Source organism: Alteribacillus bidgolensis, from assembly GCF_002886255.1.
GTDB classification, from domain to species: domain Bacteria; phylum Bacillota; class Bacilli; order Bacillales; family Marinococcaceae; genus Alteribacillus; species Alteribacillus bidgolensis.
This window is the reverse complement of sequence record NZ_KZ614149.1, coordinates 4193929-4213473: the sequence shown is the minus strand read 5'-3', so window position 1 is coordinate 4213473 and position 19545 is coordinate 4193929. Positions and strand designations below refer to the sequence as shown.

At 38.0% G+C, this 19545-nt stretch carries 17 protein-coding genes and 1 pseudogene; 7 read left to right on the top strand and 11 right to left on the bottom strand.

Going from position 1 to position 19545, the window contains the following annotated elements:
- Positions 1 to 102: 102 nt before the first annotated feature.
- On the top strand, positions 103 to 813 hold the full coding sequence (locus CEF16_RS20715) for a poly-gamma-glutamate hydrolase family protein (RefSeq protein WP_091588462.1): 711 nt from the start codon (positions 103 to 105) through the stop codon (positions 811 to 813).
- A gap of 222 nt (positions 814 to 1035) precedes the next feature.
- Here the strand turns inward: CEF16_RS20715 and CEF16_RS20710 are convergent, their stop codons facing one another.
- Entirely contained in the window at positions 1036 to 1641 is a 606-nt protein-coding gene (locus CEF16_RS20710; protein ID WP_091588463.1) for a poly-gamma-glutamate hydrolase family protein, read from the bottom strand.
- A 449-nt stretch (positions 1642 to 2090) separates the two neighbouring features.
- Positions 2091 to 3149: a M14 family zinc carboxypeptidase gene (locus CEF16_RS20705; RefSeq protein WP_170032230.1), complete on the bottom strand. Its 1059-nt coding sequence runs from the start codon at positions 3147 to 3149 to the stop codon at positions 2091 to 2093.
- Between the two features lie 402 nt (positions 3150 to 3551).
- Between CEF16_RS20705 and CEF16_RS20700 the strand changes: the two genes are divergently transcribed.
- Both CEF16_RS20700 and CEF16_RS20695 read left to right on the top strand, forming a co-directional pair.
- Positions 3552 to 3758: a hypothetical protein gene (locus tag CEF16_RS20700; RefSeq protein WP_091588467.1), complete on the top strand. Its 207-nt coding sequence runs from the start codon at positions 3552 to 3554 to the stop codon at positions 3756 to 3758.
- A 169-nt stretch (positions 3759 to 3927) separates the two neighbouring features.
- Positions 3928 to 6099 (top strand): NlpC/P60 family protein, encoded by a 2172-nt coding sequence (locus tag CEF16_RS20695; RefSeq protein WP_170032227.1) that lies wholly within the window; start codon positions 3928 to 3930, stop codon positions 6097 to 6099.
- Positions 6100 to 6276: 177 nt separating this feature from the next.
- On the opposite strand, the gene ggt is transcribed toward CEF16_RS20695, so the two are convergent.
- Positions 6277 to 7926, bottom strand: a complete 1650-nt coding sequence (ggt, locus tag CEF16_RS20690; protein ID WP_091587559.1) for a gamma-glutamyltransferase — start codon at positions 7924 to 7926, stop codon at positions 6277 to 6279.
- 2 nt (positions 7927 to 7928) lie between these two features.
- Positions 7929 to 8081 (bottom strand): hypothetical protein, encoded by a 153-nt coding sequence (locus CEF16_RS23965; protein ID WP_170032224.1) that lies wholly within the window; start codon positions 8079 to 8081, stop codon positions 7929 to 7931.
- 842 nt (positions 8082 to 8923) lie between these two features.
- Between CEF16_RS23965 and CEF16_RS20685 the strand changes: the two genes are divergently transcribed.
- The gene (locus CEF16_RS20685; RefSeq protein ID WP_091587561.1) at positions 8924 to 10726 is read left to right on the top strand and encodes a gamma-glutamyltransferase family protein; all 1803 of its coding nucleotides are present in this window, start codon (positions 8924 to 8926) and stop codon (positions 10724 to 10726) included.
- Positions 10727 to 11233: 507 nt separating this feature from the next.
- Here CEF16_RS20685 and CEF16_RS20680 read toward each other — a convergent pair.
- The 7 genes and pseudogenes from CEF16_RS20680 to CEF16_RS25450 all read right to left on the bottom strand — a co-directional run.
- Positions 11234 to 11854 (bottom strand): IS3 family transposase, encoded by a 621-nt coding sequence (locus tag CEF16_RS20680; RefSeq protein WP_281259220.1) that lies wholly within the window; start codon positions 11852 to 11854, stop codon positions 11234 to 11236.
- Between the two features lie 134 nt (positions 11855 to 11988).
- Complete coding sequence (locus tag CEF16_RS20675) at positions 11989 to 12231, bottom strand: hypothetical protein (RefSeq protein ID WP_091587565.1); 243 nt, start codon at positions 12229 to 12231, stop codon at positions 11989 to 11991.
- A 205-nt stretch (positions 12232 to 12436) separates the two neighbouring features.
- The gene (locus CEF16_RS20670) at positions 12437 to 13462 is read right to left on the bottom strand and encodes a glycosyl hydrolase family 18 protein (protein WP_342750506.1); all 1026 of its coding nucleotides are present in this window, start codon (positions 13460 to 13462) and stop codon (positions 12437 to 12439) included.
- A gap of 682 nt (positions 13463 to 14144) precedes the next feature.
- On the bottom strand, positions 14145 to 14459 hold the full coding sequence (locus tag CEF16_RS20665) for a hypothetical protein (RefSeq protein WP_091587568.1): 315 nt from the start codon (positions 14457 to 14459) through the stop codon (positions 14145 to 14147).
- A gap of 20 nt (positions 14460 to 14479) precedes the next feature.
- Complete coding sequence (locus CEF16_RS20660) at positions 14480 to 14659, bottom strand: HAD family hydrolase (RefSeq protein WP_245918018.1); 180 nt, start codon at positions 14657 to 14659, stop codon at positions 14480 to 14482.
- Positions 14660 to 14922: 263 nt separating this feature from the next.
- The gene (locus tag CEF16_RS25020; protein WP_281259202.1) at positions 14923 to 15210 is read right to left on the bottom strand and encodes a P-type ATPase actuator domain-containing protein; all 288 of its coding nucleotides are present in this window, start codon (positions 15208 to 15210) and stop codon (positions 14923 to 14925) included.
- A gap of 199 nt (positions 15211 to 15409) precedes the next feature.
- A pseudogene (locus CEF16_RS25450) lies at positions 15410 to 15676 on the bottom strand (P-type ATPase actuator domain-containing protein); the annotation flags it as partial.
- A 158-nt stretch (positions 15677 to 15834) separates the two neighbouring features.
- Here CEF16_RS25450 and CEF16_RS20650 point away from each other — a divergent pair.
- The 3 genes from CEF16_RS20650 to CEF16_RS20640 all read left to right on the top strand — a co-directional run bounded on the left by CEF16_RS20650 (position 15835) and on the right by CEF16_RS20640 (position 19512).
- The gene (locus tag CEF16_RS20650; RefSeq protein WP_091587574.1) at positions 15835 to 16422 is read left to right on the top strand and encodes a DeoR family transcriptional regulator; all 588 of its coding nucleotides are present in this window, start codon (positions 15835 to 15837) and stop codon (positions 16420 to 16422) included.
- A gap of 17 nt (positions 16423 to 16439) precedes the next feature.
- Positions 16440 to 17732: a PepSY-associated TM helix domain-containing protein gene (locus CEF16_RS20645; protein ID WP_245917945.1), complete on the top strand. Its 1293-nt coding sequence runs from the start codon at positions 16440 to 16442 to the stop codon at positions 17730 to 17732.
- A 400-nt stretch (positions 17733 to 18132) separates the two neighbouring features.
- The gene (locus CEF16_RS20640; RefSeq protein WP_091587576.1) at positions 18133 to 19512 is read left to right on the top strand and encodes a PepSY-associated TM helix domain-containing protein; all 1380 of its coding nucleotides are present in this window, start codon (positions 18133 to 18135) and stop codon (positions 19510 to 19512) included.
- Positions 19513 to 19545 lie beyond the last annotated feature (33 nt).

Sequence of the window (19545 nt, the reverse complement as noted above, 5' to 3'; positions counted from 1 at the left end):
CCTAATAAATTAACTGATATTTCAGAAAAATCACTCTTTTATGTTATATAACTATTCCAATTTCATAAAAGCCAGCATATTCTAGAAAAAAGGATGTTTGACATGAATAGTACAAAAAAATGGCGGTGCTCTCTTTTCATTACTGCTTCTTTATTGTTGATACCATTTAGCTTTTTATCCGAAGCAAGCACCGATTACTACGATTCTTACGAAGACTTAGCAGAACATGAAGTGTTGAATGAAGATTATGAAATAAACTACGAAGAACTGAACAGCGATATATCCGTTCTCGCTATCCACGGCGGCGGGATTGAACCGGGAACTTCCGAAGTGGCAAAAGGGGTGGCCCAACAAGTAAATTACTCCTATTATTTATTTGAAGGGATAAAGCCATCGAACAACTTAATCTTGCATATTAACTCTAAGGACTTTGATGAACCGATAGGACGAGAAATGGCACAAAATTCTGTAAGCGTTTTAACCATTCATGGATATCATGAAGACGATTCCATTGCTTATTTAGGCGGGCGAAATCGAGATTATAAGGAAAAGATACGACACTCTCTTCAAAAGCGTGGCTTTCATGTTGAAAATGCACCAGATGAAATAGCAGGAATGAGCAAAAAAAACATCGTTAACGATAATCAGCTAAAAAAGGGTGTCCAGTTAGAATTAACTGCAGGATTACGTAAAACTTTTTTTGAAAACGATGACTGGTCGCGAAAAAACCGTGAAAACACCACTGACGTCTATGATCAATTTATTGACGGCCTAAAGGAAGCTACTGAGTCTTATAACGATACGCTTAAATAATCTAAACGATAACAAAGCTGTTACTAACGGCAAAGCACATGGGTGAGTGAAAAATGATCTATTATAGAGAAAACGTTCCTAAAGCATTAAAAAAACTTGGCTTACCGCCAAGTCCAAATGGCGGAAGTCGTAGTTTTGCTTATACTTTGATCCTTTAACAAAGTTAAACATTTCTAAAGTATAAAAATATCACCGTATCTTCTTTGAGAAGATACGGCCTTATCACACTCTGTTGATTGCCCTGCTTAGAGCATAAGCATAATCATAAAATTCTTGTACTGTATTGACCCGATTCGACCTGGAAAGATCACCGTTTTTAAAAAAAGCTTGCCTCTGCGCTGTGCTTATTTCTATTTGAACTCCCTTTCCAATTGAATTCCTGTTACAAATGTTATCAGGATCCGTTCCGTCGGCATTATCAGGCGCTTCACTAACCGAAAACCCCGAACTTTTTAATTCTTCTTTAACGAGTCTTATCAATTCTTCATCTAATCCTCCAACATACGTATGCTTTATATCCGTTTCTGCATAACCGTGTAATGCAACGGTGCGAGAGCTGAATGATACCATATTAACAGCTTTCGGTTCATCAAAACGGGTCGCCGTAATATGAAGGTCATAATTTCCAGTTGATTTGATTCCATCAAATCGATAGTATGAAAAATTATTAATTTTCCCCACATACTCTGTTAATTCAGAGGTTCCAGGTTCAATCCCGCCTCCATGTATAGCAAGAATAAGAACATTGGGAGAGGTTATAATTTCATAATCTTCTCCTTCAACCTCATTGTCAGCCAATTCTTCATAGTTCTTGTATTTATCTGCCAAGAGTAATGCCCTCCTAATGAATTAGTAATATTGTTCAGCATTTTTTCATCATAATATCTTGTCTTCTCCCTTTTTAAAGCGTTTTCGTATTAGTTACTTCGTTAGTGGAAAATCAGGTTAAATACTTTCATATTATATACAATGAGTTTCTTTTGTGGGTAGTGAATTCACCTATAACTTCTCACTTTACAATGGAAAGACATGAATAAATGAGAAACCTATACAATTTTTGTGATTACTGATGAAATGGAAAAATGGTACAAGAATAAGGAGAGGAGAAAAGCTGCTGACATGCTGAATCCTATCCTGATCTAGAGAAGGATAAGAAAGTTTACTATATTATAATGATAATTTCAACTTTGAAGCTATATCGAAAACAGACAACAAGGAAGGCCAGAAATCGGGTTGACGCTTCCCGTCTTTCTGACCTTTATAATTTTACCAGGCAACTATTCACATTCTGTAGATTCTATAGTATGTTGTTCAGGCAAAGATTCCCAAATACTTGTATCAGCCGTTTCAATAGAATCGTCAGCTGCTGCTTCTATAACGGCCATCATAGCTTCTACTGCTTGTTCAATTTGAACGTCACTATATTTCTGCTCTAAAATCGAAACTTTATTCAGCGAATCAGATAATCCTCTACCTTCATAAAGAAGCGTTGGAATGCCGTAATTCGCTGCAAGGTTATTTCTGGCAATAGAAGTATACGTGTTGTCGCTATCGTAGTATGCTAAATTACTGTAATCTTTAGGTTCTATTGCTTCATACAAAACAGCTCCGATTTTTTTAGAATTTTCTAGCACTTCTTCTGTTACATCGTCATTTGTCGGGTAAAGCATTGCTCCAGAAACAAGCTCTCCATCGTCAGTGGCTCGATTGGCAATTTGGTGGTGAAAATCAATGGCGTAATCAATGTCATATTGTTGAAGGACATTTTCGTGCAGCGCCCTTGATTCAGGTTGGGATAATGAGTTATGGGTTCGATTTATATTAATACCATTAGCATTATTTCGAGTTTGTACACCGTTTCTGTACAAATTAGAAGTATCCCAATCTACATCTCCTTCTGCGCCATCAGGATTTAACCGTGGGACAATAAGAATGTTTACCTGGTCCATCAAATTACTTACTTCATTACTGTCATTTGATAATTGGCTAATAACCTCCAGAGCAGATTCCGTAACTAGTGGTTCATTACCATGCTGTTGAGTTAAAAATAATACGGTTGGTTTATTTGTGTCCTCAAGATCATTTCCAACCTTCACAAGATGAAGTTCACGTCCTTTTACAGATTCTCCGATTACTTCTACAGAAATGTGTTCTGCTTTTCGATCAACGTCCTCTAAAAAGCTAGCCATCTCTTTGTGTCCTGTTAAACTTTCGATTTTTAAAAGTTCAGAATCTTCTTTACCATGGGCCATTACTGACTCGGATAAGGATGCCGTTGCCAACAGAAATAAAAACAATACTGTGACGATACCGGTTTCTTTCGTTTTCCTCATCATGTTTATTCCTCCCATTTATTAGTAGAATTATGTAACTAAATTCAAACATAAAATAGAAATACCTTCCAAAAATATCAAAAATGAATCGAATGGCTTATTTATTTTCTTAAATGGGATAGTGTGAAAAAAACGTAGATTTAAACACCTATAAATTACCGAAAACGTATTCGATGCAACTAAATGATTATGTATACGGACTATTTTATTAAGGATTTCAACCTATATTGTCCAAAAAATACATTTTTATGATATTTATAACAAAACGTTTGTACTACAAAGTATTTTCAGGTAAGATTAAAGTAATGGTACAATATAACAATATGAAACGTTGCTGCTAACAAAGGAGAAAGTAAATGTACATGCTGCCGAAACGAATATAAGAATAAAAGAGGAGGATAAAAGTTGGATGAGGAGAAAAGGTTTAGCAATAAAAACCAGAAAAAACATGAAGCAAATATATACAAGGTAAATTATACATATAAGGGGAAGCGCGAATATAAAGTATTTAAGGCAGAAAGTGCCGGTCAAGCGGAAGAAAACATGTTTTCTTTAAATAAAAAAGTTAGAAACATTCATGCAGAAATTATAGATGGAAAAAAAGAAATATAATAAAGTTTCTACTCAACAGTCTTATGTCTTATTAAACCCTCTTTGTTTTAATATCACCTCTATCATAAAAAATGGCATTAGTATCTGAATAAAAAAATCGAAAAATTAAAAGATAAAAGGGATAGTAACAGGGGCTCAAATCAATCATGAATTGAAAATGGAGGAATCTATGAAAGTTGGAAAGTATTTATTTTCTTTTTTTTTGGTTATTTTCATATATATGCCTGTTACATCAGCAGGTTCGAACCCTTTTTCTGATGTAACAGAAGACTTTTGGGCAGAGGAGGAAATTGAATTTTTAGCAGAAAAAGGCATTATTTCAGGTTACGATGATGGTACTTTTCGACCGAATGAATCTGTTATTCGCAGCCAGGCAGCTTCCATGATTGTTGAAGCATTAGGTTTAGACACAACTGACCGGCCGCCATCTGATTTTTCAGATATTGATGAAAACTTTCATGCTTATAAAATGGCTGCAACCGTTCAGGATGAAGGCATCATTACAGGGCGAGATGGAGCGTTTATGCCGAATGATACCCTGACAAGAGGACAGATGGCAGCAGTTTTGAATCGCTCTTTTGACTTCTCAAATGGACAAGTTTATTTTGCGGATATCAATGAAGATTATGTTTTTTATCAAGACATTGCAAATATTGCAAAAGCCCGTGTGACAACAGGGTATGAGAAAGGTAATACTTTCCGGCCGAATGGTAATACCACACGTGCTCAGTTTTCTGTCTTCCTTGCTCGTGCGTTGGACGATTCATCACCTGCTTTTTCTAATATTGATTCTGCTGCTTATTTAGCACTTGAAAGTGTCGGAGAAAATCATGAAGATTTTATTACCTCAGAACTTGTACAATTTATTTATACCGAATCAAAGAACCTTTCACTGCCGCGGTCTGCCAGTGATCAATGGCTCCTTGGCGAGAGTGTCGAACAGGAGCATTCACAGCCCGGGGATGTCGTGTTTTTTCAAGGCACCTACTTGATGTCGGGGATATATATCGATAACGGCCGGTTCATTATCGTAACAAGCGAAGGTATTTCCGAAAGAAACATGGAGACGAGCGATTACTGGTCTAACGCGTATGTTGGTGCCAAACGATACACAGAAGAAAGTCTGCAACCGGAGCCACCGGACAATGACATTGTCAAGGAGGCAAAAGCTCTCATTGGAAGTCCTTATAATGAGAAGGGCGAGGACCCTGAAGACGGATTTAGTACGGGCACCTTCGTACACTATGTGTATCAAGAGGCAACCGGGAGCTGGCTGTCTAAACAGCCTGGCGGATTGTATGATGCCGGAGAAAAAATCAGTCAGGACGAGCTGCAGCCAGGAGATGTCGTCTTTTTTGAAGGCAGTCAAGGATTGATTGCCGGTATTTACACGGGAGACCGCCAGTTTATTATCGCATCCTCCTCCGGAGTGAAAGAACGGCATTTAGATTATCACACGTATTATGATGAAAGGTATGCTGGGGCTGTCCGCTATACAGATGAATTATTGAAAAAATCCAATCCAGCCACCTATCAAGATCATGAAAATCCGTTGATACAAGAAGCAGTGAAGTATATGGGAACCCCGTATGTTATGACAGGCAGTACCCTCGAGGGGTTTGATTGTTCCTTTTTTATTCAAACCGTATTTCAAAATGCATTGGGGGTATATCTGCCGCGGATCAGTTACAAACAATGGGAGGTTGGCGAAACCATCTTAGAGGCCGGGACAGATATAAATTCTATGGAACTCGATAATCATATCAAACCGGGAGATGTTCTCTATTTTTCCGGAACATGGCAGGAAGGAATCTCTCATACCGCCATTTACCTCGGGGATGATCACGTCATCCATGCCACGGGAGAAGAAGGAGAAACAACCATTTCGTATATGAATGGGTATTGGAAGGAGCATTTTACCGGAGTAAAACGCTTTAATGATTTAACCATTCCATATGATAATGAAGCGATATTGGAAGCCTCTCAGCTTCTTGGTACGGAGTATGAGCTCGGAGGAGCTTCACCGGAAGAAGGTTTTGACACGGGCGGCTTCGTCCAGTATGTATACAAAAAAGGCTTGAATATTGATTTGCCGCGCTATGGAAAAGAGCAATGGCAGGAAGGGACTGAAATATCCAGAGAGGAAATTGAACGCGGAGACCTGATGTTCTTTGAAGGATCCAGTTTGATCCCTGCGGTGTATATCGGCAACAATCAAATTATTGTTGCCACCCAGTCTTATGGCGTAGCCGTTATCGACCTAACCACAAGCTCATATTGGCCCCCGCGATATGAGGGAAGCAGAACTTATGAAAGACCTCAGGAAGAAAAAATAAGGTAAGGAATTTTTTGAGCGGAAAAAAAGAACGGATAATCTAAAGAAAGTTTAAAAGGGCTAGATTAAAAAGTAATTGAAGAATAAAAAAGTGGGGCTTCTCAAGTTTATGAGATAGCCCCACTTTTTTGAAAATAAATCGTTAACATCTAATTCTTAAATGAAGGAAGAAGCCTTTATAGATCACTTTGACATCCAACTTCCCTGTCTACGTGGATCACTAATTCCATGCATTTTATTGTTTCTATAATCGATAACCAATCCCTGGACATTCCCAAAGTAATACGAGTTATCATAAAATTCAACATCAATCCCCAGATTTTCAGGATCCTTTAAAAATACAAAATCTTTCTCTGCTTTTAAAACGTCCTGATTAAATTCCAAAAACGTTCTAGGCTCTTCTACGGCTGCTTGAATAGGTTCATTAAATTTAATCATTTTCACTAGCTGTTGAGCAACCATTGACGTAATTCTTCTTCCTCCAGCGCTTCCAATACCGATGACGGGCTTTCCGTTTTTAGCTAATATTGTCGGTGACGTATAACTAAATGGACGTTTACCTGGTTCCGGCCGATTTGGAGAATGTTTGTTATTACTAAAGTTTTTTAATTGATTATTTAAGAAAAAGCCATTCACATACTCTCCCGATCCAAAAAAGTCACTGAGAGTATTTGTGACGGAGACCATCATCCCATTTTTATCAACTACTACAAAATGCGTGGTATTTCCATGATCTTCTATATCGGCGTCTGAATCCAAATTCGTTCGAAAATTTTCAGACTTATTCAAACTATTAATACTAGACGCGAGATCCTTGATATGATCTTGTGAAATCATTTCCTTGATTGGGACATCTGTGTAGTGAGGATCTCCAACCTTTTGTAAACGATCATGATAACTTCTTCTACTAATCATCCCCATCGTTGCCGAAAAATCTAAAGGGTTATTTTTAGTGTCTTCGATTTGGAGTGACTCGGCCATTTCTAAAGTTTGAATTAACATGACACCTCCAGAAGGCGGGGGCGGAGCTAACACATCATAGCCACCGAATTCACCTTTTAAAGGCTGTTTAACTTCCACATTGTACGATTTCAAATTTTTCTTATCTAATTCCTCTTCTTCATCGTTAATTTCAGTTGCAATGTCTCCGTTATAGAAGGCATCTGGTCCTTCTGTCTGGATTTCTTTTAACGTCTCCGCCAGTTGTTTTTGTGTTAATAGTTCTCCCTCTTCAATGGGTTCTCCACCGGGAAAGTAATGGTTTAAATCGGGTAAGCGATCAGCAGAGACTTCCAAACTTTCGTGAAGTGTTTCTGAAACAGTTATCCCATTTTTAGCCAAATTAATGGAAGGCTGAATTAGCTGTTCCATATTGGTGGTACCGAAATCTTCATGTACTTTGTACATTCCTTTAACAAAGCCTGGCACCCCGCTACCACTTGACGGTACTTTATCCGGTGCAGTTTCACGATAATCATAAACGACTGGTTCTTGGCCTCTGCCGGAGTGAATTAACATCGTTCCTCCTCCGCCAATTCCCGATCCATGCGGTTCAACAACACCTAAAGCAAACCCTACTGCGATAGCAGCATCAACAGCATTGCCGCCTTGTTCTAGTACGTTCATTCCTACCTCAGTAGCAATGGTACTATCAGAAGTTACACCATACGGGCCCTCCTGTTTACCCCATGGTTTTGTATTATTCAGGGTAAAATCATCATTCTCATATGTCAGCCGATCATCCATAACGCCGCTTTCTTTAATGGTAACGATTAAGAAAATAAGGAGAATCATACTTATCATAATAATATAGAAACGATTATCGTTATTCATGGTTACATAACACCAAATTTATTAAGGATTAATCCCATTAAAGTATCAGCAGGTGTCTTTTTCTTGTGACATTTATTGTTTTTTAAAACCCATTGGCTAAAAGTCCGTTTGGGTTGTGTTTGTTGTATTTTTTGATGGTATAAAATAGCTTCCATTTCTATTCCTCCTCAATTCATAGTAGGTAAAGTAATTAAGCCAATGGTTGAGAAATAATGAGCTGGCAGTTGTAGGGACCCTTGTTTTTGATTGATATTTGCAATCATTCCAGGCACCATACCCCCATAAGAACAATAACCCCCATATCAATCAATCTATCAACTGCCGCCGGAACCGACTATACTACAACACTATTATCTTAATATTACAAAACGATTAATATTAAGATAATAAATTTTAAATACTTTACAAAAGCTGTGTGATATTTATGTTTAAGTTGTTTACAATACATTTTTTACATTTTCGTGACAGAAAAGATCTTTTTAGTACGACACGCCTATTAGGTTACAACCCAAAAAGGATTTATCCCCATAATACTTTCTCACCATAATGTTTAGAATTTAACATTATTTCAAAAAAATGAGTTTGTCTTCCTGTTATTTTTACAAAAGTTTCCTTTATTTGATTAATTTATGCATTTAGACACCTCTTAAACGGCTTTTCTGTAGGAAATAATACCTTAACACCAGCCCAAACACCTATAAAATCGTCTCTAGAGTATAGAAAATCATGGAGGGAAAGATTGATGTTTACTTAAAAAGTGTTAATATTATGTCAAACCTATGGACGTGGATTGACGTGGATTAATGCACTTTTTTACCGGAATCCTCAGCGACTTCTGTCAGGTCTCCAGGTATCATTTTTTTGTGATTTTTAAATATCACAAAAAAATGTATTCGTTTTCACTAAATCTATAAGAATGTACCTTGTTCGGATCCCCAGTTTTATTTGATAATGTGACTTCTTGGTGATTTTTTCTTGGTGGGAGGTGAACGGTTCCTTGCTAAAAAACTTACTCTCGTTTTGTTTGATTATAATTGTTTTTTTTCTAGGGCCAAGTTCCGTATTTAGTGAGGAAAATACTCAGACTATTTCTGATGATACATATGACAATTATGGCGTAAGTGCTTCCCACCCTGAGGCAGTGGAAGTGGGTATGGAGGTACTGGAAAACGGAGGCAATGCCGTTGATGCTGCCATTGCCGTTTCTTATGCGCTGGGAGTGGTAGAACCGTTTGGATCCGGCATTGGCGGGGGTGGGGAAATGTTGCTTCTACCGCCCGATGAAAACGAACCGATTGTTTATGACTACCGGGTAACCGCTCCTTCGGATGAAGACCAGGGTAACAAAGTATCCGGTGTCCCCAGTCTCGTTAAAGGGCTGGAACATATCCATCAGGATTATGGGTTAACCCCGTTCGATCAGCTTGTTTCCCCTGCAATTTTGCTAGCTAAAGATGGATTTGAAGTGGATCACCTATTATGGGAACGTCTTACGGCCGCTTCTTATCGCCTGCCGGTAGAAGCTATGCCGCATTTCTTTCCTGATGGGGAAGCGATTGAGCCAGGAGAGACGTTAAAACAGGAGGAACTAGCCAAAACCTTAACTGAAATCAAAGAAAACGGTCCGAGCGCTTTTTATGACGGTGAAATCAGTAAGCAAGTAACGGAAGCTGTTCCATACCTCGACGAAGAAGAGCTGAAAGAATATGAAGTTGAGGTCACATATCCTGTGAAAGGAGAACTCAAGGACGGAACCATTTTTTCTGCCAGTCCGCCTCTTGCCGGAGTGTCAATCGTTCAGTCATTACTGCTTGCTGAAAAATTAAATATAGCTGAAACAAAGGAAAACAAAGGAGAATTTATCCACTTAATGACGGAGATTTCTAAAATAACAAAAAATGACCGAATAACAGAAATCGGTGATCCATCCTTTACTGATATGGATATCGATCAGCTCACCAGCGCTGAACATATCGATAACCTGGCCGACCAAATTTCTCCTTCCGATCCTTCTCGAGAAGCAGGGAATGATGAGGAACATGTCGACGACGAACATACAGACACGACACATTTTGTCATTATAGATCCAGATGGAATGGTCGTATCTGCAACCCATACATTAAGTAATTTCTTTGGTTCAGGAAAGTATACAGCTGGTTTTTTTATGAATAATTCCCTTGAAAATTTCAGTAATAACAGCGAATCACCAAACCGTTATGAACCTGGCAAGCGCTCAAGAAGTTTAACAGCTCCGACAATATATACCAATGATGAGAGAGTTATTGGAATCGGAAGTCCTGGAGGAAACCGAATTCCTTCTGTGATGGCACAAGTGTTAGCCAGACATTTCTATTTTGATGAATCACTTGAAGATGCTGTTAAAGCTAAACGGTTCTATGGAGAAAATAAAATCCTGTATGTAGAGGACGATTTTACTGAAGAAACATTGGTAGATGTTGTAAAAAAAGGATACGATTTGGAAACAAGGAATGTATCTGTCTACTTCGGCGGGATTCAAGCCCTCGACTTAAATAAAAAAGACGGTTCCATTAATGGAGTTGCTGATGGACGACGAGGCGGATTATGGGATACAAAAAATACTCTCGGGCTTTTACGGAATTTCTCAACCTTATACTTAGATGAACGAAAAAATGAAATGCTAAGGGCTGTCCAAATGGGAACAGAAAAGAGAAGGAAAACCCTGATTATTATCATAACAATAATTGGCGTGTGTATTTTAGGTGTAGTAGGCTGTGTAGGGAAAGCAGTAAAAGCAACTAGAAGAAATAAGTTTCAATGAGAGTTATCTGTAAAACGAAATTAACGCTATTTTTTCTCTTGTATGCTCCCACGCACTTTGTTACAGAATTCGCAGAACAATCGGGAAAAATTTGGATCATTAAATAAAAACATTTAAATGAAGAAGAAAAGAGTTATTGCATTAGAAGTGGAGGAGGAAGATGGAATATCCCCGTTTCACAGAAAATATTTCATTTTTGCTCTTTTTATTCCTTCTTGTAGAACTTATCCATTGACTTTTGCGTTGTGAACACGAAGTTTTTCTACCACTAGCTTTACAATAGCCATATAAACAAGAATCAGCAGTGCTGCACTGGATAAGGAGCTAGAGAGAAATGAACTCATTAAAATATTCTATAAAACACATGAGAGAACATAGGACACTCATAGTTTACAGACGAGTGAAGAATAAAAAGAAGCATTATGGGATAAACTGCCATAGCTAAATGACAGATATAAAACACCTGCTAGGCTGCTTTGACTCCAAACTCTTTTGGAGTAAGGCAGCCTAGTTTTTCTTGTATTCGCTCTTCATTATAGTGTTGAATATATTTTCTAATTCTAGAAACAACTTCTTATTATCTAAGGAATGATACGTACAATACTGAAATTCTTCTGTTTTCAAATGGGAATGGAAGGATTCAATTACCACGTTATCCCAACAGTTTCCATGCCTGGACATATTTACGATGAAGTGATGTTCCTTCAAATAACTTTGGTAGGCATAGGACGTGTATACACTCCCTTGATCGGTATGAACAATAATACCCTCTGGATGATTTCTCTTCTTTAATGCTTCCTCTAATGTCTCCTTCACTAACGATATCTGCTGATGCGAATACAACTTATAGGATACAACCTCATTATTATATAAATCCATAATGGTCGAGAGGTACAACGTTTCACTGCCATATTGAATATACGTATTGTCAGTAACCCATTTTTCGTTCGGTTTCGCAGCACGAAAATCACGGTTTAATACGTTAGGCGCTATAACCTCACTTTCCCCTTGAGATTTCCACTTCCGTTTTGGTTTTACCTTGCATTGGAGATGGTGCTTTTGCATCATTTTTTGCACGGTATTCCGATTTAACTTTACTTGATGTTGACGTTTTAAAATAGCTCGTATCTTTCGATGCCATTTCGGTAATTTGTTGATTTACAGACCTCTATAATCAAATCTTCATACTTATTCTTATATGTTACCGTCTCTTCTTTAACCCAACGATAATAAGTGGAAAGGGGTACCTTTAATACGTTCAATTACTTTGTTACCGTGTATTTTCTGCGTAGCTTTCCAACTAGATTCAGATCTATTCTTTTATCCACTCCTTTTAAATACTTTTTTAAGATCTCATTCTCCGTCTTCAAATGGGTGAGCTGACAATTTGTACGCTCTTCTTCTGTCTTACCCTCTGGTCCATGGCCATACATATATTGTTTTCCTATGGGTTGATCAAAACGATACATTTCTCCCGTTTTGTACCACTTCATCCATGTTTTCATTTGAGATACATTTTTATTTCATACTTCTCCATTATTTCCTGGTTTGTCCGTTTTCCACTCCGTTTGTCTTGAACAACCGCCCACTTTATTTCTTTAGAATAAACGTTTTTGCCCATGCAAAAACACCTCCGAGAAAGTACTTCATTGATTGTACCATTTCGAAGGTGTTTTATATTGTCCCATTATTTTAGGTTAGTCCAGGATATTATTCTGGCCTTTCAGTCCTTTTTCTTTGAACATCAAAAATTGCGCTTGTTAAACTATGCGCACCATCAGCATCATGTCCCAACTCCCAAAGCACCATCCCGCCAAATCCGTTAATAAGAGCAAGTTTGGTTTTCTTTATCACTGTTGTTTCTCCATTATAATGATAGGTCGTCCCGTTTAAGTTAACTCTATCCCGTTCTGCATTTTCAGGATCATGATTAATGATAGCATCATATGATACTTGCTTATCCGCTAAGTCTTCTGGTTGTGCATAAAAAGGTACTCCTAATACTAACTTTTGCTTTGAAATCCCATGTTTGTCAAATAAATTGGACCAATAGTTTACGATATTCTCAGTGAATGAATAGGGTGATAAATTTGCAGCATTATACTCCCCGTCCCATTGACCGTCATAAGCCATAACATTAACATGGTCAACATAATGAAACATAGATGGATTATAGACAACTGATTGTACTTCTTTTCCTGTTTCACTATTAACCTTCGAATGGACGGCTATAGATAGCTCTTTGTCATTTGAGTGAAGCTTTTCCCCTAATGCTTGTGTAAAATCAGCTAAATATAGCGCGTCCTCTTTTGAACGAGGATGCTCAAAATCAATATCAATCCCATCAAGATTCTCTTCATTCGTTATTTTAATGAGCTCGTTAATAAGCTTTGTACGAGAAGTTGGATTTGCTATCGCAGTTTTAAAATAGTCATAAGTTTCTCCGCCTTTCAAATGTTCCGCACCACCTACAGCAAGCATCACCTTTGTATCTTCTTGGCGTGCTTTTTGTACCATTTTGCTAAGATTTGATACCTTATCATCTTCCATAAGGAGACTCCCATCTTTTTCTGGATGGGCAAATGAAAAAATAATATGTGATAACTTCGAATAATCAATTGATGCTGGATCTCGAAAATCCTGTACATATCCCATTAGTACGTTTGAATCAACCGGTTCTAACTCAGGTTTTTGAGGTTGTGTTTGGTCTTTTTCTGTGTTGTTACTTGTAAACATAGACACTAAAAAAAGTCCTCCTGTGAAAATGAGTAAGGCTGCTAATATTTGAAGGTGGTAATGTTTCTTCATGAAACAACAACCCTTTCCGTGGAAAATCGTCGTCTTTAAAAATAGTAGCAAAATTAATACCCCATCACAACTTCAATAAAACATCATGGACTTTAGATTTAATAAAACAACGTCAGCCCAAACCTGTGACTAAAGGAAAACGAACGACAAACATGTACGATTTCCGTATAAAAAAGAGACTAAATGAAGATAGTAGTTTCCCAATTCGGATGGTTAGCCCGAATAGTAAGAGCTCCGACCAAACTAATAAGCTTTAAAGACGGATAAACGTTAATGTTTATTCATTTTCATCCTCTCTCCCGTCAACTCTTTACGATAGTCTCTACATTCGCTGACTTCATAGAACAATTTCCATTTCGGAATCAACTCCTTTCTTGGTTTGACAACAAATGATTTTTCTGAACACGAATGTCAAGCCGTTAGGCGGATACGAAACATCAAAAAAAGTTGGAGAATGTGAAGAAAACCTAATAACTTACTAAAACACTAAGATAACTCAAAAAAGCCTAATTTCTCCTTTAAAATCCTGAGAAATTAGGCTTTATTACTTCATAATCGCCACCTTTAATGGAAGATCATTTAACCATAATTCTGTCTAAATAATTATATTTTAATTTTCTTCAATCGAAGGGAATTTAATACAACGGACACTAAGCTCAAAGCCATTGCTGCACCAGCCAACCATGGAGCCAAAAAAACCAAGCATTGCAATGGGTATCATAAGAACATTATATAAAAATGCCCAAAGAAAATTTTGTTTTATATTTCTCGTTGTTTTTTTACTAATGGAGATCGCATCCATCACACGATTTAAATCACTTTTTATGATTGTTATATCCCCTGATTCAATAGCCACATCGGAACCAGTTCCTATCGCAATCCCCACTTTTGCCACCGTCAACGCCGGTGCATCATTAAATACCATCCCCTGCCATCACAATTCTATTACCTTTTTGTTGGAATTGTTGTATGATCTTCCTGTGGCGTAACCTCTGCATATTGTTTTTTTATACCCGAATTTTCCGCGACAGTTGCTGCAGTATTTTTATTGTCTCCTGTCAACATTATTACTTCTATCCCCATCTGTTTCAAACAAGAAACTGCTTTTGTTGATGATCTTTTTATTTCATCGGAGACTGCAATAATCCCAGCAAAACGGGAATTAATAGAATGCTATCATCACCGTTTTTCCTTCCCGCTCCCATTCTTTAACCATTCTTTTCGCTTTTGGATAAAAATATGATTATTTTTATAATACTTTGGATTGGTAATAACCGTTTTTTTGCCGTTTATCGATGCTTGGACACCATATCCCGGAAAGGACAGTATGTCAGTGGCGCTTGGAAGAGTATTTACCTGTTTTTTTACCTCCTTTACTATCGCCCTGGCTAAAGGGTGGGTTGAGTGTTTTCCACTGCACCCACGACTTCTAAGAATGCATTTTCTCTAATATGTTTAACGTAAATGTCGGTTACCCGTGGTTCCCCTTTTGTAATCGTTCCTGTTTTATCCAGGGCCACGATGCTGGTTTCACCTAACAACTCAAGAAACCTTCCTTCTTTGAAAAGAAGTCCTAACTGTGAGGCTCGCCCACTTCCAACCATAACAGAAGTAGGGGTGGCCAATCCAAGAGCGCAAGGACAGGCAATGATTAAGACTGCAATAGCTTTTTCCAAAGCTCCATATACATAACCTGGTTGAAAAATAATATAACACTGCAAATGTTACCATGGCTATGGTAATCACAATGGGTACGAAAACTTCCGTAATTTTATCCGCTATATGCTGAATCGGCGCCTTCGATAATTGCGCTTCTTCTACAATGCGAATAATTTGGGACAACGTTGTTTCCGTCTTTCTTTTCGTTACTTTAACATTCAATATTCCTTTCGATTCATGGTCCCTGCATATACTGCATTTCCTGTATTTTTTCAACGGGCATACTTTCTCCGGTAACAAAGATTCATCAATCGTCCCTTTTATGACTTGTCCATCAACCGGAACTTTTTCGTCCGCCCTAAGAACCACGACATCCCCAGGACGAATATGGTCAACAGGTACGTTCGATTCCTTACCGTTTTCATATAAGGTGGGCTGTTTTTGTCTGCAAATGATGCAGCTTTTCTCATTCTGACAATACATATTTATGTTTAATTATGTGATTTATAACATTTTATCACAATCTTTTCATAACTTTACGTAGTATCACTGTTTAAAATTCCAATAAAAATGATAAAATTCGTGTTGTAGTTTGTTGTTTTTATCAAATAGTATCATAATCTAACAAAGAGGTGAAGACGGTGCTTCCGGTTGAAAGACAAAAGCAGATTCAAAAGTTGATTAAAGAGAAAAAGACGTTGAAAATTAATGAGCTAAGCGAATATTTTAATGTCTCGGAAATGACGATTTATCGAGATATTAAACCTTTAGTAGAAGAGGGACTCGTTGCTAAAAACTTTGGAGGAATTTCCCTTGTTGAAAATAATAAGCAAACATTCTCATACCAAAGCCACTGTGTATACTGCCATAAACCGAACAACACTAAGATAGCCTATCGTTTAATATTGCCAAATGACAAGGTTGAAACTGCATGTTGTGCTCACTGTGGACTACTTCGACACCGTCAAATTGGTGAAGAAGTACTACAAGCGATTTGCCATGATTTTTTTGTTAACACTACGATAAGTGCTTCTTTAACTTGGTATGTCATGGATACCAGTTTAAATGTCGCCTGTTGTCAACCGCAGGTACTTACATTTGAACAAAGAGAACATGCTGAGAAATTTATTAAGGGGTTTGGCGGTGACATTTATCGTTTTGAAGATGCCATGGAGGTCGTCTATCAAAAAATGCAAGGTTATTCAGGATGTTGTAACAATCATAAATAAGAACGGAAAGGAACGAAATGATGAATACCGTTAAAAAAGAACAACAAACCGCCTCTAGTAAACCAGAACATACCAATGAGAATTTAAAACAGAATGATTTGTACAAAGCAACTTGGAGATGGCACTTTTATGCAGGGATTATTTTTGCCCCTTTTATCATTTTTCTTGCGATTACAGGAGGTATTTACCTTTTCAAACCGCAAATAGAATCTTTCATGTATCAGGATCTTTATTACATACAAGAAGGACAACAAAAAGTCGATCCAACGGTACAAGTGAATGAAGTGAAAAACGCCTATCCAAATGCAGAAATAACGAGTTATACTCCTTCTCCTGCAGCAAATAGGACAACAGAAGTAGGAATATCAAATAACGGAGAAGCAATAACCATTTTCGTCAACCCCTACAGCAGCGATGTTGTCGGTACTCTTAAAGATGACGAGACCTTAATGAGTACGATTAAAGACATGCATAATGGAATCTTTTGGGGTGGAACTCTCGGCAATCGATGGGTGGAACTAACCGCTTGCTGGGGAATGATCTTGATCATTACAGGAATTTATTTATGGTGGCCCCGCAAAAATAAATCGTTATTCGGGATACTTTTTCCTCGATTTTCTAAAGGGAAACGCGTTTTTTGGCGTGAAATACATGCCGTGACAGCTTTTTGGTTTTCATTGTTTATTGCCATTGTCCTGTTATCTGGACTTATGTGGACGGATGTTTGGGGCAATATGGCAAAAAGCGTTGTCGATGAAACCGGAACCGGTAGTCCAGAAGGTGATCAGCCTTGGGAAAAATATGCCTTTCCAGAGTCTGCCGTCCCTACTAAAGACGTGGCAGACGTTCCCTGGGCCGCGGAGAACTTACCTGTGCCCGAGTCTGGTGCCAGCGGGATAACACCGATTTCCATTGAAAAGATCATGCAAGTTGCCGAGTCTAAAAATGTACATCCAGGGTATAAAATTGCCTTCCCTGAAGACAAAACGGGGGTTTATACCGTATATCTAGATCCAGCTTCTAAACCTTGGACTCAACAAACGTTGCACATTGATCAATATGATGGACAAGTTTTAGCCCATTTAGGATGGAAAGATTATGGAATCATGGGAAAGATTATTTCTCTTGGTATTGCTTTTCACCAAGGTGAATTTGGGTTTATCAATCAAATGTTTAATCTCCTCTTGGTCCTTGCTTTAATCATTATTCCATTGAGTGGACTTATCATGTGGAAGAAACGCAAACCGAACGGAAAATTAGGTGCACCCAAACTTCCTAGTGACTTCAAGTTGTTAAAGGGGTTGCATTGATCGTTATTGCCCTTGGCATATTCTTTCCATTAGTCGGGATTTCCTTGTTGGTTGTTTTTCTGTTGGATTGGTTAGTTATGAAGAGAGTTCCAGTGATGAAGCGATGGTTGGGGTAGTACCTCTATCAAATATATTTTCCAGAAGCTATTTATGGTTAGTAAAAAGAAGGGAAAAGAAATCTAGCAGCTTGCACGGGATCTCTTTCAAAGTGCGTAAAAAAAGATCCAGAACAGGATGACATTATTCATGCGACGGGCTTTTTTCTAATTGATCCAGAAGGAAATGTTATCAGCATGTACGACGGTCTAGAAAATGATACGGATCCCATTGTGGAGGACCTAAAAAAGTTAACAAATTCATCGTAATCATTTGACTATCAAGAGGAGGAAAAGCTGAACAGATGACTACAGCACGGAATGAAAAACATAATGATGTACCAACAAATGCTATGAAAACCAAGGATTTATATAAAGCCGTTTGGCGTTGGCACTTTTATGCTGGATTAATTTTTATGCCTTTTCTTCTTATATTGGCTATCACAGGTGGCATTTATTTATTTAAATCTGAAATTGAACAATTTATGTATCAGGATTTTTATCAAGTGGAAGCACAGGGGCAAGTCATATCCCCTTCTAAACAGATTGAAACGGTGATGGATAGATATCCTGAAGCAAACGTAGATCGATACCGACCTGGAGAAGATACGCATCGCTCAGCAGAAGTAGGAATTATTAATGATTCTTCTTCCCTAACGGTTTTTGTAAATCCTTATACGGGAGAAATTGTTGGCGAACTTCATGATGAAGAACGTTTAATGAATAAAATAGAAGAAATTCATGGAGAACTAATGGCCGGAACAACAGGGGATAGAATGGTTGAATTAGCTGCATGCTGGGCACTGATTCTTATTGTCACTGGTATTTACTTATGGCGGCCTAAAAGGAACGAGAAATTATGGGGTACTCTGCTCCCGAGATTTTCGAAAGGAAAAAACGTTTTAAGGCGAGATCTACACGCGGTTCCAGCTTTTTGGATATCGGCAGGGATGTTCTTTTTAATCATCACTGGATTACCTTGGTCTGGTCTCTGGGGAAATGGCGTTCAACATCTGGCGACTAATACTGGAGTAGGCTATCCCCCTTCTATTTGGATCGGAGAAGCTCCAACCTCTGATGTTAAAACGGAGGATGTAGCAGATGTTTCATGGGCAGCTGAAAATTTAGATGTTCCTTCCTCTGCCATACAGGAATATGAAAGATTGTCTATTGATGATGTTGTTGCTATTGCAAAAGAAAGGAACGTTTATCCGAGCTACGATGTATTTTTCCCTAAAGAAGCCGATGGAGTGTATACGTTATCTGTATTTCCTCCAAAAGCGGAAGACGAAGCCACTATCCATATTGATCAGTATACAGGGGCCGTTTTAGCTGATTACCGTTTTCAAGACTATGGTCCAGCAGGGAAGATGATTGCTATGGGGATTACTTTGCACAAAGGATCACAATTTGGACTTATAAATCAACTCGCTGGGCTTATTATTTGTATAGGGATCGTAGGAGTTGTTGTAAGTGGCTTTTACTTATGGTGGAAACGAAAGCCGAACGGAGAGTTGGGAGCTCCAAAAGCTCCAGCTAACAAAACAATGAAGTCCTTAACCTTCATCCTTTTATTACTTGGGGTATTATTCCCTTTAGTTGGAATATCACTTATTTTCGTTTGGATGATTGATTTCCTGCTCATTAAAAGAACACCAAAATTAAAGAAGTTTTTAAACGCATAATGGAGTGTTTATCGATTGAAAATTAAGAATTGG